Below are 26,588 nucleotides of genomic sequence, written 5' to 3'. Positions count from 1 at the left end.
ATTACGTAAAGTCTCGAATAGCCATTAGCGCAGGTAATATTAGCCATTGGCTACGCCTGTGCGCTTGGAGGGGCTGCTGTATGAAATTGCCGCAAGAATTTGATCTGCACGCATTGGAAGTGTTCATCATGACCGTGGAGCTTGGCGGCATGTCGCAATGCGCCGCGCATCTGCAGGTTACGCAATCGGCTGTTTCACAAACGATTGCTCGACTGGAAGCCGGCATTGGCGCATCCTTATTTGATCGCACGATGCGACCACTGGGCTTAACGGCAAGCGGAAAATCGCTATTTGCGCGCGGTCACAAGCTGATCGCCCATGCCCGCCTTGCGTATGATGAGGTCCGCGAAGGCGCAAACCTGCCCATTTCCAGCGTGACGGTCGCTATGTCCTTCAGCCTGGCGAACGAACTTACCGCACCTATCTTGCAGCATCTTGGGCCGCGCGCGGACCGATGGAATATCCGCTCGGGTATATCGCTGGAGCATCAAGGCGAGTTTCTGGCGCGGGATATTGATATGATGGTGACCGGCAGTTTTAGCCTTGAACATCGCGACACGGTGGAGTTGCATCCTGTGTTTGAGGAGAGCTTCATCATGGTTTTCCCGAAAGATTTTCGTGAGCCATTGGATATAAACGGCGTGCCATCATCTTTGCCGTTCATCCGCTTTTCGCGCCTGACGGGCACAGGCCAACAAATCGAACGTCAGATTGTCCGGATGAAGTTGAAACTGCCGCAGATGGTCGAAGTAGAATCCTCGCATCAGCAATTGGCTCTGGTCGCCGCAGGCATTGGGTGGACTATCACGACGCCGGTGTGTCTGGCAGCCGTGCCGGAGCTGCTGCCCGAACTGCGCGCCGAACCCATGACGCGTGGGCGCTTCTCCCGCGCGATTCAGGTTGTGGCGCGGATGGACGAACTGGGCGATATTCCGCAGCGCACCGCGACTTTATGTCAGCAGGTCTTGCGCGAAAAAACCTTTCCGCCTTTGATTGCCGAATATCCTTGGATGGCCCAGCAATTGTCATGGCCCGCGCCAACGCTGGACGGTGAGGAGATGATCGCATGATCCGCTATATCTGGCTTGCTGGACTGGCCCTACTCGCCGCGCCCGCCCACGCGGGAATCCCCAGCATCCCGAGCGTTGACGCGCCGGAACTCGCGGCCTTGGGTCCAAATGGGGTTGGTTTCCGGTCGGTCCTGTTAGCCCATCAAAATCAGCCTGATGTCGAAAATGGGGATCCGCTCGGCACCGAAGTTCGGCTTGTTGATCGCAATTTGCGGGTTGATATTTGGTACCCCGCAACGGTCAAAAACGGTAAAAAGCCAATTATCTATCGCGGAAGTCTGTGGGCTGAACCACCGTTCCCGCCGGTAAGCTTCTCGCAAAAGGGTATGGCTGTGGCCGACGCTTCGGCGGTAGGCGGCAAGCATCCTTTGGTCATTATCAGCCATGGTTATAGCAACAATCCCGCCATGATGACCTGGCTGACCGAAAATTTGGCGTCCAAGGGATATGTCGTTGCCGCTATTAATCACAATGACCCAAACCCCTATATCGCGTCGCCCAGCACCCGCGCCGCGCCGAATTTCAACCGTCCGCGCGATATCGTTTTTGTTGCAGGCGAACTGCGCAATGTTTTGGGCAACCTAATCGACCCGGATAATGTTGCACTCATTGGCTATTCACAAGGCGGCTATGGCGTGTTGACCGCTGGCGGGGCATCGCTGGACCCGGCGGGACCGAATATGGATCTGGTTGCGGGCGGCTGGCTCAAGACATTTGCGCGGGGCCGTGCGCAGGCTGATGCCATAGCATTAAAAGGCGTAAGGGCTGTAGTCGCATTGGCACCCGCTGGCGGCGCGCCATACAGCGCATGGGGCGCTGAAGGTCTCGCCGCGCTTACCGCGCCCTTGCTGCTGATTCACGGAGATAACGACGCGACTGTGGACTATAAAACTGGCGCGCTTGCGGTCTTTGGTGGTGCTGTAAACAGTGATCGCACTTTGCTGACCTATAAGCAGGCCGGCCATTCGATTGCACTTAACCCTGCACCACCTGAAATGCGCAAGACACTATGGGATATCGATTGGTTTGAAGACCCCATCTGGCGGCAGGACCGGATTAACGCCATCAACCTGCATTTCATCACCGCATTTTTGGCCGTTCACCTGCGAAAAGACGATAGCAAGGCGGCGTATCTGCATATGGCCGTTGAAGATTCGGATGAAGGGCAATGGAACGCACCCGCTGGGACAGCATGGGGCGCATATAGCCCCGGCGGCGAAGGCGTGACATTATGGAAGGGCTTCCAACGCCGCCATGCACGGGGAATGACGTTGCAGCATCAGGCAGCGGCGAAGTAAACAAAGGGTCGCGATGGGGAAGGGCAAAACCTATCCCGCCAAACTCCCCGCAGCTTGCTTCCAAAAGTGCAGCAAGCCCTGACTGAAGCTCAAGGGCACATAGGCGTCGCAGGTGGTTTCATCGACGACATGCAGGCGGACGTTGACATGGTCGATGATCGTCGCTGCGCTGCATCCGGAAGCGAAATCTGGGCTCTCTGCGTCGAATACGCCGCCTTCCATAAGGAGCGTGCGCCAACCGGCTCCTGAGAGGCGCATACGGACGATCCCGCCACTTATTGCGGTGAGCGCACCATCTTCTGCCAAAACGTCGCCCAGAGCGCTGATATCGCCTTCTACGAGCCATACTGTGGGTTCAAAGCGGATCAAGCGGAGCGCATCATTGCCACCTGACCGTCCGGTCGCTGGAAGGTCAAAGCCCGTTGCCGCTTTGAAGCGTTTTGCAACGGCGGCCGCGTTGCCCCAAATCTCAAAGACATGCAGCGGAGCGGCGGGCAGGGTCGTGATCGTCACTTCAGTCACGGTAACGCTCTCCTGCTGGATCATAAAAATGTGGGGCTACAACGCGGACACGCGCTTTTTGGCCGCGTGTGGGGGACGAAGCGATGAGGATTTCGCCATGACGGCTAAACCCATCGACCAACTGCCCCAGCGCAACAGACCCGCCTTCAATTATGCGGAAAGCCGCCGCACTGACATGACCTTGCGGTGACGCACCTTCGTTGGGGATGAGCATCGCACCTTCTGGGATGTCGCCTTCAAGCGACTCCAGTCCAACCAGCTGTCGCCGTCCAGCTTCGGCCAAAGCGGGGCGGGCAAGGCCAGAGGCGCCGATATAACCGCCTGCCTTATTGAGCATCTTATCCAGTGCCAGATCATGCGGCGTCATCCGCCCGTCGACTTCACCGCCGACTACCAGATGGCCCTTTTCAATGCGCAGAAACTCCATCGCTTCCAGCCCGAATAACGCGCCGCCTATCTTCATCACTTCGGCTTCGCACGCGGCCCAGACCGTCGCGGCATCGCTTGCTGAGATATAGATTTCGAATGCGCGTTCGCCGCTATAGCTTGCGGCCAAGATGATCACTGGAACGCCCGATATAACCGCCGGAACGGTTGACATATGGCGTGGTGGTTCTTCGCCGATTAATGTTGTGAGCACCGCTTTCGCCTTTGGCCCAGCAACGGCAATGCCCGCATAATGTTCCTGCACATTGACGGCAGAGACACGCAAATGCGGGCACAAATATTGGCGCACATAAGAGATATGGGTCGCCATGCGGTCCGCGCCGCCGGTGGAGCTGGTGAGCAGATAGCGGTTCTCGTCAAGCCGCCACACGGTGCCATCGTCAAAGACGAACCCGTCTTCGCGCAGCATGAAGGTGTAGCGCCCGCGCCCGACGGCCAGTTTACTAACCGTGGTGGCGCAGATGATTTCCAAAAAGGCCGCAGCATCCGGGCCGCTCACTTCAAATTTCGCCAGTGTCGACACGTCGGTCATCCCGACATTGTTACGCACGGACTTTGCCTCACGCAGTGCGGCTTGCGCCAAACTTTCGCCGCTTATGGGGTAAGCGCGTGGGCGGAACCAATAGCCCAGTGGTTGCCAGATCGGGTTCTTTGCCGCGTGCAGGTCATATAATGCAAGGCGGCGAACATGTGCGCCTGCATCCTTCGCCCCGGCACCTGCGAGCAAGCCCATTGTCACCGGCGTGTAAGGCGGACGGAATGTGGTCAGCCCGGCCTCCGGAATGGCCACACCCTGTTTTTCGGCCAAACGTCCGAGAGCGGCCATATTGCTGAGCTTGCCCTGATCCGTCGCCATGCCCAAAGTGGTGTAGCGTTTAAGGTGCTCGACCGAACGATAGCCCTCCGCCCATGCCAGATCGACATCGGCCAATGTCACGTCGTTCTGGAAATCGATGAAGCTTTTCTTCGGTTTAGCAACGGGTACCATTTTGAATATCGGTTGCGGTTCTGAAGCCCCGCCGATGGTTGTGACATTCTGGCGCGAACTGGCGGGGATGAAAGCTTGCGCATCTTCATTCCAGTCAAGCGTCCCGCCCGCTTGCATGTGCAGATGCACAACGGGCGTAAATCCGCCTGACACGGCAAGCAGATCGGCCTCCCACGCCATCGTCTCACCATCGACCGATGCAGAAACGTTTTTCAGGCAATGCCGCGCACCTTGGGTCGAAAGCGGAACGGCATTGTTGTAGACGCGATGGCCGCTGTTGGCTCCCGCCGGTGCGGGCCGTGCGTCGAGGATTGCAACAATCTGCGCGCCTGCGTCTTTAAGCGCCTGTGCGGTTTTATAGGCATCGTCATTGTTGGTTGCGATCACGACGCGTTTGCCGGGAACGACGCCAAAGCGGCGGATATAGCTGCGCACAGCTTGTGACAGCATGACGCCGGGGCGGTCATTATGGGCAAAGGCCATGGGCCGCTCAATGCTTCCGGTGGCTAAAATCACTTGGCCTGCGCGGACATGCCATAGACGTTGCGCCACATTATCTGCTGGGATTTGCCCCGGCTCCGATAGGCGCTGTGTCAGGGTGACCAGATCATGTTCCCAATAGCCCGAGGCCGTGGTGCGCGTAAGAATAAGGCCATTTGCAGCGCGAATGCGCGCGGCAGTCGCGTTGATCCAGGCTGCATCCTGCTCTTCGCCGTCGCGGATCAATGATGGGCTAAGGATATTGTCCTGTTCGACTAAGATAACGCGCTTACCGCTTTCGGCAGCCTCGACCGCAGCCTGCATGCCTGCGGGACCCGCGCCAACCACAAGAACATCGCAAAACGCTGCACGCTGGCTGAAGCGGTCGGGGTCTGCAAGCGTGGGTGCATTGCCAAGCCCGGCGGCCTTACGGATGAAATATTCGTAGAACATCCATTTTTTGGCCGAACCAAAAAAGGTTTTATAATAAAAACCGGCGGAAAGGGCGGGCGCAGCCAAACCGAAAACCGACCCGACATCTAAAGACAGATTTGGCCAACGATTCTGGCTTTTGGCGACAAGGCCTTCATAAACGAACACATCGGTGGCGCGGGTATTTGGCTCGGTTCTGCCTCCTTCGCCAACGGTCACCAGTGCATTTGGTTCTTCCACGCCTGCGGTCATGATGCCGCGCGGGCGGTGATATTTGAAGCTGCGGCCAACAAGGCCAACGCCATTGCGCAACAATGCCGCCGCCAGCGTATCGCCTTCCTGCGCGGTATAGGCTTTCCCATCAAAGCTGAAGTTGATCATGGCAACGCCTCCGGCCCGATGGCACGGCATTCGGAAATTTCATTGGTAACGCGGTGACGCGTCAAAACCATCCATGCCCGGCAGCCATAAGTATGGCGCCAGATTTCATCATCTACACCGCGCGGATTGTTGCGGGTGAAGAGCTTGGCCATCGCCTCGTCCACTGGCGCGTTCAGTGGCACGACGGAATCGACCGTGCGCTCGTAAATGAATTCTGATTGTGCCCTTGGGCCGCAATGGGGGCAGGCGATGAGCATCATTAGCGGCTATTCGGCATTGGGCCGCTCCCCGTTTCATCAATGGTTGCACCGCGTTCAAAGCGATCGAGCGAGAAGGGGGCATTCAGTGCATGCGGCTTGCCCGTCGCTAGCGTGTGCGCATAGGTCCAACCGGATGCGGGCGTTGCCTTAAAGCCGCCATAGCACCAGCCGCCGTTGAGGAAGAGGTTGCGGACAGGCGTTTCGCCAATGATCGGCGCGCCATCAAAGCTCATATCCGTGACCCCGCTCCACGTCCGCACCATACGCAGGCGGGACAAAGCAGGGACGAGCGCAAGGCCTTGCGCCACAGCGCCTTCCATCACCATGGGATGGCCACGCTGGGCATAGCTTGGCCAATTATCTGGGTCACCACCAAAGACGACGCCACCCTTGTCCGATTGGCTGATGTAGCAATGCAAGGATTGGGACATGATCACGCTGTTGATCATCGGCTTGACGCCTTCGGTCACCATGGCTTGCAGGGTTTGGGATTCAACCGGTAACTTGATACCTGCCAAGCCTGCGACATGGCCGCTATTCCCTGCAACGCAAATGCCGACGCGCCCCGCGCCAATGCGTCCGCGTGTTGTCTCCACGCCAACCACCGCGTCACCATCCCGCACAAAGCCTGTGACTTCGCATTTTTGAATAATGTCGACACCCAGGCTGTCCGCGCCGCGGGCATAGCCCCAAGCAACGGCATCATGCCGCGCGGTACCGCCCCGGCGCTGGATCAAACCACCCTGAATGGGGAAGCGCGCATCGCGCGACATATCGAGCAAAGGCTCAAGCTTTGCCACCTGATCCCGAGTCAACAGATCGGCATCAATCCCGTCGCAACGCATGGCGTCGCCGCGTTCGGCCAGCTTGACCATATCGGCGTCGCTATGGCCAAGGAACATCGCGCCCCGCGGGCTGAACATGACATTGTAATTCAACTCATCGCTCAGGCCATGCCATAGCTTTAGGCCAAATTCGAAGAGATTATGTAGAGGTTCCAGCCGATAATTGGAGCGCACAATCGTCGTGTTGCGTCCAGTATTTCCGCCGCCAATCCAGCCTTTTTCCAGAACGGCAATATTCTTTAGGCCATGAACTTTGGCCAAATAATATGCCGTCGCCAGCCCATGGCCACCACCGCCGATGATGATGATATCATAATGCGATTTGGGTTCTGGGTCGCGCCATGCTGGTTGCCAGTGGCGGTGCCCCGTAAGAGCGCCGCGCAACAGGCTTAAGGCTGAATATCGGCTCATGCGATGGGCATCCACCCACGCTTTTCACGCCAATCCTTTTCAAGCCCGTCAAAGCGCGACAGTTTGAGAAGGTCGATATTATTAAAGGAACATGCGCCATCAATCACCAGATCGCGGATCGCGTGGCCCGATGCTGGCGACAGGCCAAAGCCGACGCTGGACATGGAGGCGACAACCACATTGTCTGGGCTGGTGAGGCGGTCAATGATCGGACGGCCATCGGGTGAATTTTCAATCACGCCCGCCCAACTGCGAATGACATTGAGGTGCGCTGCCTTGGGCAGCAGTTCGGCCAAACGCTTCGCCAGATTGCGCGCCAGCGGTGTCGATGGCCGAGCCGCCGGACCGGTGGCATCCACATCCAGCCATTCATGCGGACCGCCGCCATAAGCGAGGTTGCCACGCAAAGTCTGGCGACCATAAATTTTATGCCCATCGACGCCGCCTAGCGGCATCATCGGGGCAGGCTCGGTAATAATCATTTCTGCGCGTGCGGCGGCCAGAGGGACATCAACGCCCAATTGCGCCATCAAATGCGGGATTTGCGGTCCGGCAGCAACCACTACGGCATCACAGCCATAGGTTGCATTGGCGGTCTTCACGCCCGTAACCTTGCCGCCAGCAGTTTCAAAGCCCGTGACCGGGCTGTGCTGAATGATTTTGCCGCCGAGATCTTGCAGCGCCCAAGCATAAGCCTGAACCGTGCGTTGCGGGTTGGCATGGCCGCCAAATTTATAATGCACGCCGCCAAAGCAATTGTCGCCCGCCAGCGGAACAGCCTCTTGCACTTGCTTGACGTCAAGTACCTCGACCGGGTGGTTGAGGCGGGTGTGGCGTTCCGCAATGAAGCGATATTGGTCCCACTGACGTTCCGTCATCGCAATCAGGATACGGCCTTTTTGATGTTCTGTCGGGTAGCCCAATAGCTCATCCATTTGCGGCCATAGTCGTTGTTCTTCATCGAACAAGGGGCTGGAATAGTGCGATGCACCGCCGCCATTGCGTCCAGAGGCTTCCCAGCCAACAATGAACTTGTCGAGGACGGTGACTTTAACGCCCGAACGCGCCAGCCACCAGCCTGCGCTAAGACCAGTGACGCCACCGCCAACGATGACTACTTCAGAGCCGCTCATTTATACATCCCCGTGTAGAGCATCTCGCGATGCGCATCCTGATATTCTGTGCCGATATCTTCGACAGGCACCCATTGGGTTGGAATACCGAACCAGACATCCCACGCCGCATCCATCGTCGCTGGTTCATCCCATTCTGCCAAAATCTTCAGCGGTAACGGGCGCACAGGCGCGCGGTGCGTGGCGAGCGGAATAGTGCCGAATGGCTTGTCCGATTCAATGGCCAGCATCATCGCCACCTGATCGCGGCAACGACGACCCTGACACACACCCATGCCAGAGCGCGTTAACCGCTTGATCTGATCCGGGTTGGCTGGGCCATCGTTCAGCAGCGTGTCGAGCGAGCGAGACTGAAGTGCTGCGGGGCGGGGCAGATAATTGGGCGGTTGAATGCCGATCAGGTCCGCCAACGTCACTTCTTCACATTGGCAGATAATCGTATCGGGCGCATTGACGCGCAGCGCCGCACGCACCCAGTCCATGCGATAGGCGACATGGTCAAAACCCGTATCGGGAAGGCCAGCGCACAGGCCCACAGTCATCACATTCGGCTCACCTGCCGGAATATATCCGCCGCGCGCAGCGTTCAGCGCCCGTGGGCCATGCATGGCATCGACCAGTTCAATTGAGGGAATAAGGCCAATGGCGACACAAATGGTGTCGCAAGCAATGTCCGTTCCATCTGTCAGGGTGATGGATTCAATCCCATCAAGCCCGCCTTTGCTGGATTTGATGCTCTGTCCATAATATATGGGAATGCCTGCCGAAGTAATCTTCCCAAGAAGTGCGGCATCGCCTTGGGCTGCATCGCGAACTTCCACCAAACCGGCGACATCCAGCCCATGTTCCTGCGCCAGAAGCGCGGTTTCGAGCGCGAGGTCATGCGACCCTAAAACAACAATGCGCCGCCCAGAAAAGGCCCCATAGCGGGAAAGCAGCATCTGCAGGGCAGCGGCCCCCATCACGCCGGGCTGGTTCCAGCCGGGAAAGGCGATGGCGAGATCGCGGGCGCCTGTTGCCAGCACAATCCGCTCAAAGCCGACCAGCCACGACCGTTCAGCATCGGCAAGGCCAACAACTTGTTCTGGCAAGCTCTGCACGCCCGGTCCGTTGCGATATACGCCCCATGCGGTGGTGCCGAGCAGCAGCTCAACGCCAGCTTCCATTGCCTTTTCAAGATCAGGCATGCTCATGAAAATGGCTTCTAGCATCCGGTCGCTATTCTGCGTCGCCGCCGTCATGCGGCCGCCGAAATAGAGCGGCGTATCATTGCCCATCAGCGCGCCGGACACAGGATTTTCATCTACCAGAAGAACCGAAGCTCCGCTGGCTGCGCCTTCTATGGCAGCGGCAATACCGCTTGGCCCGGCGCCAATGACGACAAGGTCATATTTTGCTTCGGGTGCGCTTCGTGTGCCATTGATGGCGCACACATCGGTTCCGGTAAAGTTCAGATCCATTAAACTGCTTCCAATGCCTGTTTCAAATCGCCGATGAGATCATCGACATGTTCCAACCCGACCGATAGCCGCATCGTGCCATCGGTTATCCCGCCTTCCAATCGCTGTTCGCGCGCGACTGCATAATGTGTTGTGCTTGCCGAATGGCAGATCAATGTTTCCGATCCGCCAAGGCTGACCGCTACTTTCATCAGCTTGAGCTGATCCAACATCCGGAACGCCTCTGCCTCACCACCATGCATGTGGAAGGAAAAGGTCGATCCTGCGGCCTTGCACTGCCGATCATACACGGCGCGCTGCCGCGATCCTTCGGGCAGGAAGCCCAAATATGTCACGCCTGCGACCTTGGGATGATCGCGTAAATATTCCGCGACAATGCGCGCATTGCTCATGGCTCGCTCGGTGCGGACCGAGACCGATTCCAACGAACGGAGTACCAGCCATGCCGTGAAGGGATCCAGATGATTGCCCCATGTTGTCCGCTGGAGCTTGAGTTGCTCAATCAATTCCTTACGGCCCGAAATCCCGCCTGCCAGCAAGTCACTATGACCACCGCAATATTTGGTGAGGGAGGTCATGCACAAATCTACATTATGCGCGATCGGGCGCTGCGCAAATGGGCCAAGCAGCGTATTGTCGACAACAACAAGCGGGCGATGCCCCTGTTTTGCGCCAATCTCGTCGGCGATACGCACCATGAGGTCGAGATCAACAATCGCAGCAGTCGGGTTGGCAGGTGTTTCTGCGATAATCAGCTTTAACGGGCCCTTTGTCATTGCGGCTTGCGCTGCGGCGCGGACATGATCTTCATCCGTGCCATCCAGATAGCTGGTCACATGCGATCCGAATTGCGGCATCATGACATTATAGAGATAGTCTACCCCGCCATAAATGGGTCGCCCATGCAGCACGCTGTCGCCTGCGCGGATATACGCCAACGCAATGCTGGAATGCGCAGCCATGCCGCTGCAATAAGCCACTGCATCTTCTGCGCCATCAATCGCGGCGAGGCGGGCTTCTAGAAAATCCAGACCGGGATGGCCAAGTCGGGAATAGATATGGTTAGTTTCCCCAACTAGCGGCCCTGTGCCATCGAAATAGGCCTCGTGCACGTCTTTGGCGTGCTGCGCCGACGGATAGACAAAGGTGGAGGTCATGAAGATCGGGGGCTTTGCTGCCCCCATCCCCATTTGCGGATCATATCCGAAGGCCACCGCCAATGTTTCTGGGTGAAAGTCCCCCGACTTCTTATTTTCCATAGGTATCAATATAGACACGCGAAACGTCACAATACCAGTCGGTAAATCGGCGGGCGAGCATCTCTGCATCGGCCGAATAAGGGCCGGGCGTATATCCCGGGCTGTTGACGCCCTTATGATTGTTTTCCGCCAGTTCCTTGTCCTGCGAATTGGTCACTGCCCACAGGGAGATAAGGGTATCGACATCATAATCGACGCCTTCCACCGCATCCTTGTGGACGTACCATTTGCTGAACACATGGGTTTCCGTTGCGCTGACGGGCATGCAGCTGAACATGAACACATAGTCCGACGTTGCATGAGCAAAAAGATGCGGGTCAATCGCCCAGCGCAGCGAGCCAATGTCGCCATTATTGGCTGTGATAAGCGGCTTTTTAATCAGCGGCTTGCCATCCTGCGATATGGAGGTGCAGCCTTCGTTTAGCGCGAAGCGGGCAACCTGCCACCAATGCCCTTCCACCGGCTCATGCGGAAAACCATGGGCGCCCATGGCAGCGTTAAAGGCTTCGGCGCGGGCATCTTCGTGCGCGTCAAAATGCTTCGACATGCCGACAGGAAAGGTCTTTGCCAATTCCGGATGACCCGTCGCGCAATGATAGCATTCGCGCGCATTTTCCATGACAAGCTTCCAGTTTGCATGTTCGACCAGCTTATCGACATGTGCGAGCTTGAGATTTTCGAAATTGGCAGGGGCCGCATAAGCCGAAAACTTCTCACGGAAATCATCGATAGGCGGCGGATTGTCCGCAAGGCAGATAAAGATCGCGCCACCGAAACAGGCTATCGCAATGGGTTTCAAGCCATGGGCGCTTTTGTCGAAATCGTCTTCCATGCGGCCTGCCGCAAACAAGGATCCGTCGAGATCATAGGTCCAGCGATGATAAGGGCAGACCAGCTTGGGTGCGGTGCCATGGCCCGGTTGGCAAACCATGGAGCCACGGTGGCGGCAGCTATTGTGGAACGCGCGGATCGTGCCTTCCTTATCGCGCGTGATGACCACAGGCCATTTGCCCACCATCATGGAAATGTAGCTGCCGGCTTTTGGCAATTCGCATTCCATGCCGGCCATCAGCCAGCTTTGGCCATAAATCGCCGCCATATCGAAATCGAAGCTATCCGTTTCGGTGTACAATGCTTGGGGCAAGGTATGCCCTTCACGGCGTTGTTCAAAAAGCGCGCTTATCCGCTGCAAATCCATGTGTGGGCCTTTATCCAAATCTCTCTAAAACGGGAATGGGCCAGATATGGAAACGAATAAAATCGCATTTTCGCATAGCCCTATGTCAAAATGTCGGGCAATAAAGCAGACGAAAAAATGTCTGCATTCGAAAGGTCGCTGTCATATCCAATCGTAGCACAATTAACCGTCGCTGGTTGCCCTTAAATGCCCTGCGTGCGTTTGAAGCGGTAGGACAGAATTTAAGCTTCACGGGCGGTGCGTCGGCGCTTTCGGTGTCGCAAAGCGCGATGAGTCGTCATGTTGGCGGACTTGAGGAGCTGCTGGGCAAGCAATTGTTCGTGCGCGACGCGTCGCGGCTTTCGCTCACGGCGGCGGGCGAAGAATTGTTGCCGGTGGTGAGCAAATGCCTCGACCGGATCGAGCAAACGATGAATTCCATTCGCGATGATGAGGTCACTGGCCGTTCACTGCGGCTACATGTCCCGCCGTCGCTGCTGCAACAATTGTTTCTGCCGATGCTCCGCGATTTTCACGTTGAACATCCCGATTTACGCCTCGATGTTTCGAGCGCACATGTGACGGGATTACCATCAACGGATTTCGACATGGCGATTGTCTATGACCGGCCCAATGTCGATGACCGGATTACTGACCTTCTCTGGATGGTGCGCGTCGCCCCTCTGTGTTCGCCGGCAACAGCTGCCAGCAGTCAGGGCAAGTCGCTGGAGGAATTTTTGAAGAGCGAAGAGCTTTTGCACCTCAAACTAGATGGTGAACCGCGCGAGCTTTTGTGGACGGCCTATCTCCGGCAAAGCCAGCTGGCTGTCGCGACGCATGGTGGTCTGGCCTTTGATACCAGCATTGCCGCTGCGCAATATGCCATGGCAGCCAATGGCGTCTTTTTGGGCGATATTGATATGTTCGCGCAGGAAATTGCCGATGGGCGGCTCGTGATGCCCTATGATGCGGTGATTGAAGACGGCTATGGCTATTATTTGAAACTCCACGCCGATGATCTGGCGGACCCTGCTATCTCCATGCTCCGTAGCTGGTTAATCAGCCAGTTTGTGGCATTGCGGCAAGCGCCGAGTCCGCGCGCGCCAGGCTGACTAAGCGAAGGCACGATTTCTCTGCGATATGGATCGCCAAGTCGGTCGCTGCCGAAATTGTCACGAGCATTGGACAGTTTGCGAGGATCGTTTTTTGCACCAGCTCAAGGCTGCACCGCGCGGTCAGGACGATAAAGCCAGCTGAAATATCGATATCGGCCCGGGCGAGTGCGCCAATTAACTTGTCCAGCGCATTATGACGGCCAACATCCTCGCGGGTCATCTGGATAGCACCGTCGGGCGTGCAAAACGCCGCCGCATGTGCGGACCCTGTATCGGCATTTAACGTCTGATGCGATCGTAATGCCGATAGCGCCGAAAAAATCGCCGCGTCGAGCACGTCAATTTGCGCTGTTACAGGCGGCAACGGGCGCATGACTTCTTCGAGATTGTCCATACCACACAGGCCGCAGCTACTTTCCGAGACACGCTGACGGGCGCGGGCAACGACTTTCTCGGCATTTTCTTGCGGCACCTGAATGCGCAATATCCAGCCCAGTTCTGAGTGATGGGTATCGAGGGCCAAAATATCGTCAGGGTGTGTAATCAGCCCTTCCGACAGGCTGAAGCCGACGGCATAGTCCTCCAAATCAATTGGCGTTGCCATCATTACGGCATAGCCAATACCATTATATTCAATGGCGATGGGTGCTTCGGCAATGATAGGCCGTTCTATGATTTCGGTCGAACGGTCACTTGGGGTAAGTACCGCAAAACGTAGAGATTTTGCGCCCTGATCAACCGCCATTTTGTGCGTCGGCCAGCAAGCTTATGGCGGCGGCAGCAACGGGCGACAGGCCATCGGTCCCATGGGCAAAAATCATCTTTTTCATCCGCGGGTCCCAGAATGTCTGGATATGGTCTGCAACCGCCGCAACCGGCGCAGCGTCGGTCGCCAGATTTGTCGCAATTTGGTTCGCCATGTGGACGAGGCGCTCTACGCTGTTCATTCGGCGGCAATCCCGGTTTCCACCCGGCGCGAGCGCGCCGACAGGGCCTCATATTCTTCCTGCCACTCTGTTGGCCCGTTGGAGGCGCTGATCTGAACTGCCGTGACCTTATATTCGGGGCAATTGGTCGCCCAGTCGCTATAGTCGGTCGTGACAACATTGGCTTGCGTTACCGCGTGGTGGAACGTGGTATACACAACACCCGGGGCAACGCGGTCGGTCACATTGGCGCGCAAGGTGGTTTCGCCTGCACGGCTCGCCAGCTTCACCCAATCACCTGATTTGACGCCGCGATCTTCGGCATCCACAGGGTGGATTTCGAGCAGATCCTCGGGATGCCAAGCGACATTCTCCGTCCGACGTGTTTGCGCGCCGACATTATATTGCGACAATATCCGCCCGGTGGTCAGCAATAAGGGGAAACGTGGACCGGTTTTCTCATCCGTCGGGACATAATCGGTCACAACAAATTTGCCCTTGCCGCGCACAAAGCCATCAATGTGCATGATGGGTGATCCGTCCGGCGCGTCGGCGTTCACGGGCCATTGCAGCGAGCCCGCCTCATCCAGCCGCGCAAAGGATACGCCGGCAAAAGTTGGCGTAAGCCGCGCGATTTCGTCCATGATTTCGGACGGGTGGCTATAGTTCCAATTCAGCCCCATCGCCTGCGCCAGCTTTTGTGTGACTTCCCAATCTTCCAAGCCGTTCATGGGTGTCATCACCTTGCGCACCGGTTGAATGCGGCGTTCGGCATTGGTGAAGGTACCGTTCTTTTCCAAAAAGGTCGATCCGGGCAGGAAGATATGCGCGTAATTTGCCGTTTCGTTCAGGAATAGATCGTGGACGATTACACATTCCATCGCGGCCAGACCTGCGGACACATGGGCCGTGTTCGGATCGGATTGCAGGATGTCTTCGCCTTGGCAATAAAGCGCCTTGAACACGCCATCGACCGCCGCGTCGAGCATGTTGGGAATGCGCAGGCCGGGTTCCGGATCTAGCGTTACGCCCCAGTCATTTTCAAACAAGGACCGCGCGTCATTGTCGCTGATGTGGCGATAGCCGGCAAGTTCGTGCGGGAAGCTGCCCATGTCACAGGCACCTTGGACGTTATTCTGGCCGCGAAGCGGGTTTACGCCGACGCCTCTACGACCAATATTGCCCGTTGCCATTGCCAAATTAGCGATGGCCATGACGGTTGAGCTGCCTTGCGAATGCTCGGTGACGCCCAAGCCATAATAAATCGCGCCATTGCCACCTGTGGCATAAAGCCGCGCCGCTGCGCGTAGTTCTTCGGCATCGACCAAAGTGACTGGCTGCAGGTTTTCGGGGCTGTTGCGGGCTTGCGAGACGAATTCGGCCCAATGACTATATTCGTCCCAATCGCAACGTTCCCGAATGAAGGCTTCATTGGCTAGGCCTTCGGTCACGATGACATGCGCCATCGCGGTCAGTACCGCGACATTGGTGCCGGGGCGTAAGGGCAGATGGTGCTGCGCCTCAATATGCGGCGAGCGCACAATGTCGGTGCGGCGCGGATCGATAACGATAAGCTTTGCGCCGGGGCGTCCATCTTGTCCGCGCAAGCGGCGTTTCATCCGGCTGGCGAAAACGGGGTGACCATCGGTGGGGTTCGCACCAATGATTAGGATGACATCGCTATCTTCGACACTGTCAAAATCCTGCGTTCCGGCGCTGGTGCCAAAGGTAGTTTTTAGGCCATATCCGGTCGGCGAGTGACAGACACGGGCGCAGGTATCGACGTTATTGTTACCAAAACCGGCGCGGACAAGCTTTTGCACAAGGAAGGTTTCTTCATTGGTGCAACGGCTGGACGTAATACCGCCAAGCGCATTGCGGCCATATTTTTCGCTAATCCGCTTCAGTTCGGACGCGGTATAAGCAAAGGCTTCGTCCCATTCGACTTCGCGCCACGGGTCGCTGATTGACTTGCGGATCATGGGCTTCAGGATGCGCTCCTGATGCTGGGCATAGCCCCATGCAAAGCGGCCCTTGACGCAGCTATGGCCGCGATTGGCTTTGCCGTCTTTGTAAGGAACCATACGGACCAATTGCTCACCACGCATTTCGGCGCGGAAGGTGCAACCGACACCGCAATAAGCGCAAGTCGTTACGACGCTGCGTTCCGGTGTGCCGACCTCAACAACTTTTTTCTCAACTAAGGTCGCTGTGGGACAGGCTTGTACACAGGCTCCGCACGAAACACATTCCGAACCCAGAAAATCATCGCTGGCAAGGCCGGCGGATATTTTGGAATCCCATCCTCTGCCTTCCATGGTGAGCGCAAGCGTGCCTTGCACTTCGTCACAGGCGCGGATGCAACGCGAGCAGGCAATGCACTTGCTCGGATCGAAATCAAAATAGGGGTTGGAGTGATCCTTTTCTTGCCCCAAATGTGTCGCCTGCACATCATAACGCACATCGCGCAAGCCAACGGCGCCAGCCTGATCTTGCAATTCGCAATCCCCATTGGCGGCGCACGTCAGACAATCGAGCGGATGGTCCGAAATATACAGCTCCATCACGCCTTTGCGTAATTTTGCCAGTTGCGGCGTTTGCGTGCGGACAACCATGCCCGGTTCAACCGGCGTTGTGCAGCTTGCAGGTGTACCCCTGCGGCCGTCAATTTCAACCAGACATAAACGGCAGGAGCCATAGCTTTTGACGCTGTCCGTCGCGCATAATTTGGGAATGGATGTGCCTTGTTCAGCCGCTGCCCGCATGACGCTGGTGCCGGCAGGCACAGTGACGTCACGGCCATCAATCGTCAGCGAAACCGCTTCGTCAGAGCGGCTTTCTGGCGTCCCAAAATCCTTTTGCGGCTGGTATGTCATCTATCTACCTTATACCAATATTCGTCTGTTGCGCAGCATATTGCGCAAGTTCCAAAGGCGTGTTCAAATTGTGAAAAATATCTGCAGATGTGATCGCCTGCGCGCCACATAATGTGATCCAGCGTCGCATTGAAAGGTCATCTTGATTGCGCATATGCCCGTCAAGAACCGGTGCAAGCGCAACGGGCCACAAGCCGAAAAGATAATGCCCGTCGATATAGGCGGCATATCCATTATGCAGATTGCGCGGCAATTCGGGCACGGGGACAACGTCGCAGCCAGCGGTCACGACTGAATCAAAGCCATTTTGCTGCGCATATAGAAACGCAGCATTCAGTCCGCCCAATGGTCCCATATCGGGGAACGGAGCGTCGTCCACCGAATCCATTCCCGGCCATGCCCGCCCGCAGACAATCAAGGCGTCAACCTGCTCGCGCAATCCATCGGCAACATGCTCAATCAACGGGCGACCGTTTAACAGTGCAGCGGCCTTGTCGCTGCCAAAGCGCGTTGCCTTGCCGCCGGCAATGATCGCGCCGAGCCGTTTCACCTGAAATCCTCTGGAAAATGCTTGATGGCGCTCATCACCGGATAAGGTGTGAAGCCACCCAAAGCGCAGAGTGACCCAAACTTCATGGTTTCGGACAGATCTGCAATCAGCGCGAGATTTTCCTCGACATTTTTGCCAGCGATAATCTGGTCGATTGTTTCGACGCCGCGCGTGCTGCCCAAGCGGCAGGGGGTACATTTTCCGCAGCTTTCAATCGCGCAAAATTCCATAGCAAAGCGCGCCATTTGCGCCATGTCGACAGTATCATCGAACACCGAGATACCCGCATGGCCGACGAGCGCATCGGCAGCCGCAAAAGCCTCATAATCGAGCGGAAGATGAAATTGTGCAGGCGGTATATAAGCGCCCAATGGTCCACCGACTTGCACACAGCGTACGGGACGGCCACTCGCTGTGCCGCCGCCTATATCATTGACCAATTCACCCAGCGTGATGCCGAAGGCCACTTCATAAAGGCCGCCATGCTTTACGTTGCCTGCAATCTGGATGGGCATGGTGCCTTTGGACCGGCCCGCACCAAATGCGGCATATGCGTCACCGCCATGTGTTAATATCCATGGCACAGCGGCGAGCGTCAGCACGTTATTCACGATGGTGGGTTTGCCAAACAGGCCTTCCAGTGCGGGCAATGGCGGCTTGGCGCGCACTTCGCCCCTTTTACCCTCAAGACTGTTTAGCAGCGACGTTTCCTCACCGCACACATAAGCGCCGGCGCCGACGCGGACTTCGACGACAAATGGCGCAACCAAATGGGCCGAAAGCTTTATAGCGGCTTCCATCTTGGCGATAGCGTGCGGATATTCGGAACGGATATAGACATAGCCTTTGTTCGCTCCGACCGCGAAGCCAGCAATCGCCATGCCTTCGATCAGCATGAAGGGGTCACCCTCCATCACCATGCGGTCGGCAAAAGTCGCGCTATCGCCTTCATCGGCATTGCAGACGATGTATTTTTGGTCAGCATCCGCACGTGCGACGGTTTGCCATTTTATTCCCGCAGGAAAACCGGCGCCGCCGCGCCCGCGAAGCCCCGACGTCATGACGGTGTCGATGGTCGCTTGGGCACCCATTTCACGTGCTTTGGCAAGCCCAAGCCAACCTTCCGATGCGTAATAGTCATCGAGCGAAAGCGGACGGGTTTTGCCCGCGCGCGAAAAAGTAAGGCGGGTTTGATTGGCAATAAAGGGATGATCCTCAATGCGGCCCAAGGACGCCGCTTTACCATTGATAATGTCGGGAACCTGATCGACCGACACAGGGCCGTAGCCGACGCCATCGATATCCACCAACGGCTCAAGCCATTGCATCCCCCAGCTTGAAACGCGTTCGACGGCAATGCCCGCTGCCAGGAAAGCAGCAGCTACCTCATCCGCCCCGCAAGCGATGGCCACAGCATCATCGGATATCCGGACGGTCAAATGGCCTCCAATAATGTTTTGAACTTAGCACCGTCCAAACGCGCATAGACTTTTTCGCCAACCATCGCGGACGGACCAACCGCGCATAATCCGAGGCAATAAATCGCCTCCACTTTTATGCGGCTTTGGTTGTCAGCGATAGGAACCAATGCCTCTACGCCGCGTGCTTTACAGGCTTCGGCCCGGCACAATTTTAAAACGGGCCGGGCTTCCGCTTCTTTACGGAAGTCGTGGTAGAAGCTGACGACGCCATAAACTTCAGCGCGCGTAAGGTTCAGCGCGCTGGCAATCTCGCGCATTGCATCCTCGCTGACATGGCCAAACGCCTTTTGCACGTCGTGCAAGATGGGTAGGAGCGGGCCTTCCCGATCCTTATGTTCGGCCAAAATGTCAGCGATGGACACCATTTAGAAAACCACTACGCTGCGGATGCTTTCGCCCGCATGCATTAATTCGAACGCTTTGTTGATCTCTTCCAGACCCATGACATGCGTGATCATGGGATCAATCTCGATCTTGCCGGTCATATACATGTCGACAATCTTTGGGACATCGGTCCGGCCCTTGGCGCCGCCAAAGGCCGTGCCGCGCCAGTTGCGGCCCGTTACCAACTGGAACGGACGTGTTGCAATTTCCTTGCCGGCTTCGGCCACGCCAATGATGATGCTGGTGCCCCAGCCGCGATGGCAGGCCTCCAACGCGGTACGCATGACTTCGGTATTGCCTGTGGCGTCAAAGGTATAATCTGCGCCGCCGTCGGTCATCAGAACGATTTTGGCGACCACATCCTCACGGCTCATGCCCTTGGAATTGAGGAAAGCTGTCATCCCGAACTTGCGGCCCCATTCTTCGCGATCCGGATTGATATCCACGCCGATAATCATGCCCGCGCCGGCCAGACGCGCGCCTTGAATGACGTTGAGGCCAATACCGCCAAGGCCGAACACCACAACCGTGTCGCCGACCTGCACCTTCGCCGTGTTCACCACCGCACCAACGCCCGTGGTTACGCCACAGCCGATGTAGCAGCTTGACTGAAACGGCGCATCTTCGCGGATTTTGGCAACCGCGATCTCTGGCAAAACCGTAAAGTTCGAAAAGGTCGAGCAGCCCATATAATGGAAAATCGGCTGACCCTTGTAGCTGAAGCGCGTTGTGCCATCGGGCATCAGCCCCTTACCCTGCGTCGCGCGGATCGCGGTGCACAGGTTGGTTTTGCCCGACAGGCAAGACTTACACTGGCGGCATTCGGGGGTGTAAAGCGGGATAACATGGTCGCCCGCCTTGACGCTGGTCACGCCTGCGCCAACCTCACGCACAATTCCTGCACCTTCATGGCCCAGAACGCTTGGGAAAATACCCTCGCTGTCAAAACCATCCAGCGTATATGCATCGGTATGGCAAATCCCTGTTGCCATGATCTCGACCAAAACTTCGCCTGCCTTTGGACCTTCCAAATCCAATTCGACAATCTCCAATGGCTTCTTGGCTTCAAATGCAACAGCTGCGCGGGTCTTCATGATGGCTATCCTTAAATGTTATCTGATTTTTCGCGAAATTTACTTGAACACAATAGTGCGGTTGCCGTTCAGCATCACGCGATGTTCCAAATGGAGCTTAACTGCGCGCGCAAGTACCCGGCTTTCGGTGTCTTGGCCCTGAGCAATTAAATCGTCGACGGTGTCGGCATGGTCAACGATGGATACGTCCTGCGTGATGATCGGGCCTTCGTCGAGGTCCGCGGTTACATAATGCGCCGTGGCACCGACCATTTTGACGCCCCGTTCATGCGCGCGGTGATAAGGTTTCGCACCTTTGAATCCTGGAAGAAAGCTGTGGTGAATGTTAATCACGCGGCCATCTAGTTTACGGCAAAGTTGATCAGACAAAACTTGCATATAACGTGCGAGGATTATGAGGTCGACTTGCTGCTCCTCAACCATCGCTAACAATTTAGCTTCTTGTTCCAGCTTGTTTTCGGGCGTGATCGGTAAATGGTGAAAAGCTACGCCTTCATGCTCTGCGCGGCGCTGCCAATTCAAGTGGTTGGATACCACGCTGGTGACTTCCATCGGTAGTCGGTTGGTTGAGGTGCGGTAAAGCAGGTCGTTCAAGCAATGACCGCCTTGACTCACCATGATCATGGCGCGGAGTTTCTTGCGCAAGTCGTGGATGCGCCATTCCAAATGGAATGCGGTCGCCACGGGCATAAATGCGGCGCGAAAACTTTCGATCGTGGTTTCCGCAGTGCATGAAACGGAAATGCGCATAAAGAACCGACCGGTGCTTTCGTCGCTATACTGCGAGCTTTCAACGATGTTGCAATCCTGACTGGCGATCGAATTAGCGACGGCGGCTACAATACCTTTACGGTCCTCGCACATGATCAGCAAAACAAAGTCGGCGCCCGTTTTCATTTTATACCCTACTCCCATAGAAATTGGGCACCGCGTAGCGGCCCAATTCCGCACTAACCATCTCGTTCCGACATATATTAGGTCTTCTAATCGCGATATGTAGATGATGTAATTGATTAAAGAATTTATTTTACCAATCGCGAAAATTTGGTCAGTTGCTTGCATTGAGCTCCAGTTTCAGTCTACTAAATGGAGTTTAGAAGCCCTCGCAACGTCGGGGGATGGTTCAGGGGAAAGAAATTGAAAAGTTATTTGAAAATTTCGACGGCCGCGCTTGTTATTGCATCGGCCAGTGTTGGTATCGGCATCAATCCTGCGTTTGCGCAACAAGGAGCTGAAGAGCAGGACCGCGGCATCGCCGACATCGTTGTTACCGCAACGCGTCGTGAAGAGTCGGCTAATCGGGTGCCGCTGGCCATCACCGCCTTGGGTGGTGACGCGCTGAGCGACCTTAACGTAACCAAATTCGACAAGCTGATCGAATATCTTCCTAATGTGCGCGCTGCTTCGCGCGGCCCAGGCGCATCTTCGATCTTCATCCGCGGCCTTTCGACAGACTCGCCGGGTCTGCAAATCGCTGGTACTGCTGGTGCGCAGCCAACTGTCGCGCTTTACATTAACGATGCACCTGCATCGCTTGTTGGCCGTAACCTTGACCTTTACGCAGTTGACCTTCAGCGCGTTGAAGTTTTGGCAGGTCCACAAGGCACGCTCTTCGGCGCAAGCGCGATGGGCGGCGCAGTCCGCTACATCACGAATAAGCCTGACACGAGCGCGTTCAGCGCTGGATTCAACTCCAGCTATGCCTTCACTAAGGGTGGTGAAGAAAGCGTTGCTGGCGACGCATTTATCAACATCCCTGTAATTCAGGACAAGCTTGCCATCCGCGCTGTGTTTTATACCGACCGTCAGGGCGGCTATATCGACAATGTTGCAGGCACCTTCCAAATGCCGTTCAACGCCAATGTAGGTATCGCTGGCAAGTTGCCAACAGGCAATCCTTTGCTCGTCATGCGCGCTATCCAGTCGTGCCAAGCAACGGCAACCACTGTGGTGGCAAATTGTAACGGCAGCCTCTATCGGGCGCCAACACGTCAAACCATCAACAATGATGCGTTTGTCGAAGACAATTATAATGACGCAACCTATCGCGGTGGCCGTATCGCGCTGACTTGGAAAGTCACTGACGATTGGTCCGTCGATCTGATGCATGTGCGTCAAGAACTCGACACCGACGGTGTTTTTGACTTTGAACCCGATGTGGGCGACCTTAAGGTAACGAAGTTCAACGACAACTCGCTGCGTGACCGCGTAAACCTGTCGACTTGGGGCGTAAACGGACGTCTTGGTGCGCTCGATTTGATCTACACTGGTTCATTCATGAAGCACCGCGCAACACAAGTTGCCGATTATGCCGGATATTCCAACATCGGGCTTTATCTGCCTTATTATGAATGTGATAAGGGGGTTTATTACACAGCCTCTTATAATGGAAACATCGGCAATACCTGCTACGCGCCGAACAAAACCTACCAAGTACGCAACCGGACTGAGCGTATGACGCACGAGCTCCGCATCACAACGCCAGTCGACAAGCGTCTTCGCGGTACCTTTGGTTTGTTCTACGATGATAACAAATTGTTCGACAATACCGACTGGTCCTATCTGCAAGAGGCCGCTGGTTTCATCTACCGTCGTGCACCAAACGGTGTCGTTAACGCCAACGATACCAGCGTCCGTCCTGTAAAAGTTGGCTTCTTCAATGATGTCCAGCGGCAAGATAAGCAGTTTGCTGCTTATGGTGAAGCTTCGTTTGACATCGTTCCGGAAAAGCTGATTCTCACCGGTGGCCTCCGTTATTATGACGAAAAAGCTTCGATTAATGGTTCATCCAATAGTAGCTTTGGCAGTAACAATAATGGCGCCACGGGTAAGCCGCGGGGCGTTTACAATGCTACGACAGGAACCTACTCTTCGGCGGCCACGCCAACCACGATCTATCAAGTTAACGTCAACATGAATCAGCTTTATGCGGACTCTTCGCCTGCCAAATATAATGGCGTGTTGTACAAAGCTAACTTGACCTATCGTATCGATGATCGTTCTCTGGTTTACGCAACCTATTCGGATGGTTTCCGTCCAGGCGGTTTCAACCGGAAGCCTTGCAGCGTTGGTACCGCTACGTGTCCCACAAATGCTGACTTTGTGCGCTTGGGTACATATGTACCTGACAAGGTGCAAAATTATGAAATTGGTGGTAAATTCTCGCTGATGGATCGTCGTCTGCAGGTAAACTTCGCGGCGTATCAGATCGACTGGAGCAATATCCAGATAACGCTTTTCGATCAGAATATCTCCAACCAGACATTTACCACGAACTTGTTAGATGCCCGGATCAGGGGACTTGAAGGTGACGTAACGTGGCGGACTACGCCGGAATTGACGTTTAACGGCGCATTTTCCTACAATGACTCTGAAATGACAAAGTACCGGAAAAATACAACGGTGCTCCGTCCATTGGGTGGCCCGCTTGCGTTGAGCCCCAAATTCCAGTTCAATGCGCGTCTGCATTGGGAAAAGGAGCTTTCCTCGGGTCTCGCTCCGTTCGCGCAAATTGGTATTCATTATGTCGGCAAGAGCATCTCTGATGTCATCGACAATGTGGACATTCGCTACCAGTCGTCGAACCCGACACTTGGCTATGCGGCAGCGATTCCTGTCACATATAACGGTGTAACGGTTCGTCCTGGTGATGTGATCGTGCCAATCGATGGTGCCCAGAACCTTGGTTCCTACACCACTGCGGCAATGTCATTCGGCGTATCAAAGGATGATTGGCGCTTGGAAGTGTTTGGTGACAATCTGACCGACAAGCGTCCCGAGCTTTACAAGAGCGGGAATGACGGTGAGCTTCGCACAACGACTTCGCGTCCACGCACAATCGGACTGCGTTTCTCGTACAAAATTTAAGTAACAAGGTGGGCGCCCCTAGGAAACTAGGGGCGCTTTGCCATTTCTGCATTTCTGCATTGCGTTAAGCGTGCGAATTGCTGCAGGGTTCGTGCAATCGTTCGTCACAATATGGGAGAATAGGTGACAATGTTGGCCGAGGCCTCTCCGGAAATCATTGACGGCATGTTGCGTGAAGCGCGGTCGCATTTGCAAAATGCCCGATTGGCTGACGCAGAAGATTTATGTGCCACTATACTCAAAGCGGCACCTGAAAATATTGATGCCCTATACACTTTGGCAGTGGCGCAACGGATGCAGAGGCAAGTGCCGGCAGCCCTTAAGACACTGGATGATTTAATTGCGATTAATGCCGGTTACGGCCGTGCATGGCAGGAACGCGGGCATTGTTTTCGCGATAGTGGTCGTATCGAAGAAGCTGTTGCGGCTTATCAACGTGCAGTGGCCCATAATGGCGCACTTGTCGCGAGTTGGCGCATTCTTTCCGAATTACATGATGCTGCTGGGCGCGAAGTGCCTGCTAACTTTGCGCATGCCCAATATACGCATCTTTCGGCCCTTCCGCCTGAATTGCTGACAGTCGCAAGCTTTATTCAAGAAGGGCGCATCTACAAAGCCGAACAATTGTGTCGGGCGTTCCTGCAACGCAATGGCCATCATGTCGAAGCCATGCGGTTGCTGGCTGAGACGGGGATGAAATTTAATGCGTATGATGAGGCGGAATTTTTGCTCGAATCTTGCAAAGTTCTGGAGCCGGCCAATGTTAACGCACATTTCGATTATGTGAAAGTATTGCATAAGCGCCAAAAATTCGAAATGGCGCTCAGCGAAGCCTCAGAACTACGCGAAAAAGCACCGGATAATCCCGAGTTTGAAATGCTGTACGCGAATGAAAACCTGGCGGTCGGTAATTTCGATCAGGCAATGCTGAGTTATGAAGCGTTGCTGAATTCCATGCCAGACAATCCAAGCATAAACCTGACCTACGGCCACGCCCTAAAAACCGTCGGGCGGCAGGGTGATGCCATTTCCGCCTATCGGCAGGCTTATAAGGCGCGGCCAGACTTTGGCGATGCCTATTGGAGCCTCGCCAATCTGAAGACTTACCGTTTTGACGATAGCGAGATCGCCCAGATGCAGGCGCGACAAGCCTCGCCGATGACGGCGCTTGAAGATCGGTACCATTTGTGTTTTGCGCTCGGTAAGGCGCTCGAAGATCGTGGCGATTATAGTTCCGCGTTTGAATATTATGAGCTCGGCAACCGATTGAAGCGCGAGGAGCTGAAATATGATCCGAGCAGGCTGTCGAAGGAAATGCGGCTCCAACGCGAATTGGTGACGGCCGACTTGCTTGCAAAATTTTCTGGGGCAGGCTGCGCTGCCCCTGATCCAATTTTCATCGTCGGACTGCCGCGTGCGGGGTCGACCTTGTTGGAACAAATCCTTGCCTCCCACAGTCAAGTTGAGGGGACGATGGAGCTTCCGAATATCTTTGCTTTGGCGTTCCGCCTCGACCGGCAGCGCGTTGTTGGCGAAGAACCCGAATATCCCGGTAACTTAGAGGATTTGACGCAAGAGGATGTTACTCGCTTTGGCGAAGAGTTTATCCGCGATACGCAAATTTTCCGCAAAGGCGGCACGCCCTTCTTCATCGACAAAATGCCCAACAATTTCCGTCATATTGGCCTCATTCACATGATCTTGCCGAACGCGAAGATCATTGATGCGCGCCGTGGGGCCATGGGTTGCTGTTTTAGCGGGTTTAAGCAGCTCTTCGCCGAAGGTCAGGAATTCACCTACGGACTTGAGGAAATCGGTCAATATTATGCCGACTATGTTCGGCTCATGGATCATTGGGACACTGTGCTGCCCGGCAAAATACTGCGCGTCCGTTATGAGGAAGTCGTCTCTGATTTGGACACGCAGGTTCGGCGCTTGCTTGATTATTGCGGGCTTCCGTTTGAAGAGGCATGTCTCAATTTCCACCAGACCGAGCGCGCCGTTCGCACCGCGAGCTCGGAGCAGGTGCGACAACCCATTTTCAAAAGTGGCGTCGATCAATGGGAAAATTTCAGTAATTTCCTTGACCCACTTCGCAATAAATTAGGGCCAGAACTGGCCGCAACCTGAGA

General features: G+C 55.6%; 21 protein-coding genes. 5 read left to right on the top strand and 16 right to left on the bottom strand.

The genetic code is table 11. The features are described 5' to 3' along the window. Window positions 1–80: 80 nt before the first annotated feature. Window positions 81–1,070: a LysR family transcriptional regulator gene (locus ACILP4_RS00685; protein WP_395618834.1), complete on the top strand. Its 990-nt coding sequence runs from the start codon at window positions 81–83 to the stop codon at window positions 1,068–1,070. Beyond that, a complete protein-coding gene (locus ACILP4_RS00680; RefSeq protein ID WP_395618833.1) occupies window positions 1,067–2,368 on the top strand; it encodes an alpha/beta hydrolase family protein in 1,302 nt (433 codons plus the stop codon). Before ACILP4_RS00685 ends, ACILP4_RS00680 begins: the two co-directional genes overlap by 4 nt. Window positions 2,369–2,398: 30 nt before the next feature. On the opposite strand, the gene ACILP4_RS00675 is transcribed toward ACILP4_RS00680, so the two are convergent. From ACILP4_RS00675 to ACILP4_RS00640, 8 genes are read right to left on the bottom strand one after another with little or no spacing between them, the layout of a single operon-like run. Further along, window positions 2,399–2,890, bottom strand: a complete 492-nt coding sequence (locus tag ACILP4_RS00675; protein WP_395618832.1) for a sarcosine oxidase subunit gamma family protein — start codon at window positions 2,888–2,890, stop codon at window positions 2,399–2,401. Beyond that, a complete protein-coding gene (locus ACILP4_RS00670; RefSeq protein ID WP_395618831.1) occupies window positions 2,883–5,618 on the bottom strand; it encodes a 2Fe-2S iron-sulfur cluster-binding protein in 2,736 nt (911 codons plus the stop codon). The genes ACILP4_RS00675 and ACILP4_RS00670 overlap by 8 nt, the downstream gene beginning before the upstream one ends. Then, entirely contained in the window at window positions 5,615–5,878 is a 264-nt protein-coding gene (locus tag ACILP4_RS00665; protein ID WP_395618830.1) for a sarcosine oxidase subunit delta, read from the bottom strand. Before ACILP4_RS00665 ends, ACILP4_RS00670 begins: the two co-directional genes overlap by 4 nt. Beyond that, a complete protein-coding gene (locus ACILP4_RS00660) occupies window positions 5,878–7,134 on the bottom strand; it encodes a sarcosine oxidase subunit beta family protein (RefSeq protein ID WP_395618829.1) in 1,257 nt (418 codons plus the stop codon). The genes ACILP4_RS00665 and ACILP4_RS00660 overlap by 1 nt, the downstream gene beginning before the upstream one ends. Then, complete coding sequence (locus ACILP4_RS00655; RefSeq protein WP_395618828.1) at window positions 7,131–8,267, bottom strand: NAD(P)/FAD-dependent oxidoreductase; 1,137 nt, start codon at window positions 8,265–8,267, stop codon at window positions 7,131–7,133. Before ACILP4_RS00655 ends, ACILP4_RS00660 begins: the two co-directional genes overlap by 4 nt. Further along, window positions 8,264–9,727, bottom strand: coding sequence for an FAD-dependent oxidoreductase (locus ACILP4_RS00650; RefSeq protein ID WP_395618827.1), 1,464 nt, complete (start codon window positions 9,725–9,727; stop codon window positions 8,264–8,266). The genes ACILP4_RS00655 and ACILP4_RS00650 overlap by 4 nt, the downstream gene beginning before the upstream one ends. Beyond that, window positions 9,727–10,986 (bottom strand): aminotransferase class I/II-fold pyridoxal phosphate-dependent enzyme, encoded by a 1,260-nt coding sequence (locus ACILP4_RS00645; RefSeq protein WP_395618826.1) that lies wholly within the window; start codon window positions 10,984–10,986, stop codon window positions 9,727–9,729. Before ACILP4_RS00645 ends, ACILP4_RS00650 begins: the two co-directional genes overlap by 1 nt. After that, the gene (locus ACILP4_RS00640) at window positions 10,976–12,184 is read right to left on the bottom strand and encodes an aromatic ring-hydroxylating dioxygenase subunit alpha (protein ID WP_395618825.1); all 1,209 of its coding nucleotides are present in this window, start codon (window positions 12,182–12,184) and stop codon (window positions 10,976–10,978) included. Before ACILP4_RS00640 ends, ACILP4_RS00645 begins: the two co-directional genes overlap by 11 nt. 176 nt (window positions 12,185–12,360) lie before the next feature. Here ACILP4_RS00640 and ACILP4_RS00635 point away from each other — a divergent pair, with 176 nt between their 5' ends. Continuing rightward, window positions 12,361–13,275, top strand: coding sequence for a LysR substrate-binding domain-containing protein (locus tag ACILP4_RS00635; RefSeq protein ID WP_395618824.1), 915 nt, complete (start codon window positions 12,361–12,363; stop codon window positions 13,273–13,275). Here ACILP4_RS00635 and fdhD read toward each other — a convergent pair. The 8 genes from fdhD to purU are packed head-to-tail and all read right to left on the bottom strand — an operon-like array spanning window position 13,223 to window position 21,486. Further along, window positions 13,223–14,023, bottom strand: a complete 801-nt coding sequence (gene fdhD, locus ACILP4_RS00630) for a formate dehydrogenase accessory sulfurtransferase FdhD (protein ID WP_395618823.1) — start codon at window positions 14,021–14,023, stop codon at window positions 13,223–13,225. The genes ACILP4_RS00635 and fdhD overlap by 53 nt on opposite strands. Further along, window positions 14,013–14,225 (bottom strand): formate dehydrogenase subunit delta, encoded by a 213-nt coding sequence (locus tag ACILP4_RS00625; protein ID WP_395618822.1) that lies wholly within the window; start codon window positions 14,223–14,225, stop codon window positions 14,013–14,015. The genes fdhD and ACILP4_RS00625 overlap by 11 nt, the downstream gene beginning before the upstream one ends. Beyond that, window positions 14,222–17,080: a formate dehydrogenase subunit alpha gene (gene fdhF, locus ACILP4_RS00620; protein WP_395618821.1), complete on the bottom strand. Its 2,859-nt coding sequence runs from the start codon at window positions 17,078–17,080 to the stop codon at window positions 14,222–14,224. The genes ACILP4_RS00625 and fdhF overlap by 4 nt, the downstream gene beginning before the upstream one ends. A 4-nt stretch (window positions 17,081–17,084) precedes the next feature. Further along, a complete protein-coding gene (locus ACILP4_RS00615; RefSeq protein ID WP_395618820.1) occupies window positions 17,085–17,630 on the bottom strand; it encodes a molybdenum cofactor guanylyltransferase in 546 nt (181 codons plus the stop codon). Continuing rightward, on the bottom strand, window positions 17,627–19,069 hold the full coding sequence (locus ACILP4_RS00610) for an NADH-ubiquinone oxidoreductase-F iron-sulfur binding region domain-containing protein (RefSeq protein WP_395618819.1): 1,443 nt from the start codon (window positions 19,067–19,069) through the stop codon (window positions 17,627–17,629). Before ACILP4_RS00610 ends, ACILP4_RS00615 begins: the two co-directional genes overlap by 4 nt. After that, window positions 19,066–19,476, bottom strand: a complete 411-nt coding sequence (locus ACILP4_RS00605; RefSeq protein WP_395618818.1) for an NAD(P)H-dependent oxidoreductase subunit E — start codon at window positions 19,474–19,476, stop codon at window positions 19,066–19,068. Before ACILP4_RS00605 ends, ACILP4_RS00610 begins: the two co-directional genes overlap by 4 nt. Then, window positions 19,477–20,589, bottom strand: coding sequence for an S-(hydroxymethyl)glutathione dehydrogenase/class III alcohol dehydrogenase (locus tag ACILP4_RS00600; protein WP_395618817.1), 1,113 nt, complete (start codon window positions 20,587–20,589; stop codon window positions 19,477–19,479). It lies immediately after the preceding gene. Between the two features lie 39 nt (window positions 20,590–20,628). Beyond that, window positions 20,629–21,486: a formyltetrahydrofolate deformylase gene (gene purU, locus ACILP4_RS00595; RefSeq protein WP_395618816.1), complete on the bottom strand. Its 858-nt coding sequence runs from the start codon at window positions 21,484–21,486 to the stop codon at window positions 20,629–20,631. Between the two features lie 240 nt (window positions 21,487–21,726). Between purU and ACILP4_RS00590 the strand changes: the two genes are divergently transcribed. Together ACILP4_RS00590 and ACILP4_RS00585 are read left to right on the top strand one after the other, a co-directional pair. Then, on the top strand, window positions 21,727–24,456 hold the full coding sequence (locus ACILP4_RS00590) for a TonB-dependent receptor (protein WP_395618815.1): 2,730 nt from the start codon (window positions 21,727–21,729) through the stop codon (window positions 24,454–24,456). 129 nt (window positions 24,457–24,585) lie between these two features. Next, on the top strand, window positions 24,586–26,586 hold the full coding sequence (locus ACILP4_RS00585; RefSeq protein WP_395618863.1) for a sulfotransferase: 2,001 nt from the start codon (window positions 24,586–24,588) through the stop codon (window positions 26,584–26,586). Window positions 26,587–26,588 lie beyond the last annotated feature (2 nt).

The sequence above is a fragment of the Sphingorhabdus sp. genome, assembly GCF_044239045.1.
In the GTDB taxonomy this organism is placed as follows: Bacteria; Pseudomonadota; Alphaproteobacteria; order Sphingomonadales; family Sphingomonadaceae; genus Sphingorhabdus_B.
Note: the sequence above shows the minus strand (reverse complement) of the source record. Positions and strands in the feature narration are given on the sequence as shown.

Bases quoted from the DNA above. Each gene is read 5' to 3' on its own strand.
- ACILP4_RS00600 (WP_395618817.1), bottom strand. From the start codon at position 20,589: ATGAAGACCCGCGCAGCTGTTGCATTTGAAGCCAAGAAGCCATTGGAG.
- ACILP4_RS00605 (WP_395618818.1), bottom strand. From the start codon at position 19,476: ATGGTGTCCATCGCTGACATTTTGGCCGAACATAAGGATCGGGAAGGC.
- purU (WP_395618816.1), bottom strand. From the start codon at position 21,486: ATGAAAACGGGCGCCGACTTTGTTTTGCTGATCATGTGCGAGGACCGT.
- ACILP4_RS00650 (WP_395618827.1), bottom strand. From the start codon at position 9,727: ATGGATCTGAACTTTACCGGAACCGATGTGTGCGCCATCAATGGCACA.
- ACILP4_RS00680 (WP_395618833.1), top strand. From the start codon at position 1,067: ATGATCCGCTATATCTGGCTTGCTGGACTGGCCCTACTCGCCGCGCCC.
- ACILP4_RS00645 (WP_395618826.1), bottom strand. From the start codon at position 10,986: ATGGAAAATAAGAAGTCGGGGGACTTTCACCCAGAAACATTGGCGGTG.
- ACILP4_RS00660 (WP_395618829.1), bottom strand. From the start codon at position 7,134: ATGAGCCGATATTCAGCCTTAAGCCTGTTGCGCGGCGCTCTTACGGGG.
- ACILP4_RS00655 (WP_395618828.1), bottom strand. From the start codon at position 8,267: ATGAGCGGCTCTGAAGTAGTCATCGTTGGCGGTGGCGTCACTGGTCTT.
- fdhD (WP_395618823.1), bottom strand. From the start codon at position 14,023: ATGGCGGTTGATCAGGGCGCAAAATCTCTACGTTTTGCGGTACTTACC.
- ACILP4_RS00585 (WP_395618863.1), top strand. From the start codon at position 24,586: ATGTTGGCCGAGGCCTCTCCGGAAATCATTGACGGCATGTTGCGTGAA.
- fdhF (WP_395618821.1), bottom strand. From the start codon at position 17,080: ATGACATACCAGCCGCAAAAGGATTTTGGGACGCCAGAAAGCCGCTCT.
- ACILP4_RS00670 (WP_395618831.1), bottom strand. From the start codon at position 5,618: ATGATCAACTTCAGCTTTGATGGGAAAGCCTATACCGCGCAGGAAGGC.
- ACILP4_RS00640 (WP_395618825.1), bottom strand. From the start codon at position 12,184: ATGGATTTGCAGCGGATAAGCGCGCTTTTTGAACAACGCCGTGAAGGG.
- ACILP4_RS00665 (WP_395618830.1), bottom strand. From the start codon at position 5,878: ATGATGCTCATCGCCTGCCCCCATTGCGGCCCAAGGGCACAATCAGAA.
- ACILP4_RS00625 (WP_395618822.1), bottom strand. From the start codon at position 14,225: ATGAACAGCGTAGAGCGCCTCGTCCACATGGCGAACCAAATTGCGACA.
- ACILP4_RS00685 (WP_395618834.1), top strand. From the start codon at position 81: ATGAAATTGCCGCAAGAATTTGATCTGCACGCATTGGAAGTGTTCATC.